The sequence below is a fragment of the Methylobacterium sp. J-076 genome, assembly GCF_022829405.1.
GTDB lineage: Bacteria > Pseudomonadota > Alphaproteobacteria > Rhizobiales > Beijerinckiaceae > Methylobacterium.
The window spans coordinates 1-360 of record NZ_JAKSXW010000123.1; the positions used below are offsets into that span (position 1 = coordinate 1).

Consider the following 360-nt stretch of genomic DNA (forward strand, 5'->3'; position numbering starts at 1 on the left):
TCGGCCCCGACCTGCTCGATGAGGTCGAGGGGATCGACCACGTTGCCCTTCGACTTCGACATCTTGGCGCCGGAGGCGTCCCGCACCAGCGTGTGCAGGTAGACGGTGTCGAACGGGACCTCGCCGGTGACGTGCAAGCCCGGGTTGCCGAGCAGCTTGTACAGATGCCCGCGGGAGAACGGTCCCCCGCCAGTCTCTCGCTCGACCCCATCGCGACGAGCTGGCAGGGTGATGCCCTGCGCGTCAAGGTCCTGCTTGAGTGCCGCCACCGTGCCGTGGGCGAGGTAGCCGGCGAAGATCGCCCGCACGAGGGCGGCGTGCTCCTCGACGACGTGCAGCGCGCGGCCCTCGACCCGGTAG

At 69.7% G+C, this 360-nt stretch carries 1 protein-coding gene; it reads right to left on the bottom strand.

What is annotated here, in order from left to right; genetic code table 11:
• Positions 1-360: class I tRNA ligase family protein (locus MKK53_RS13340; RefSeq protein WP_243929193.1), on the bottom strand; the 360-nt coding region annotated here is incomplete at both ends.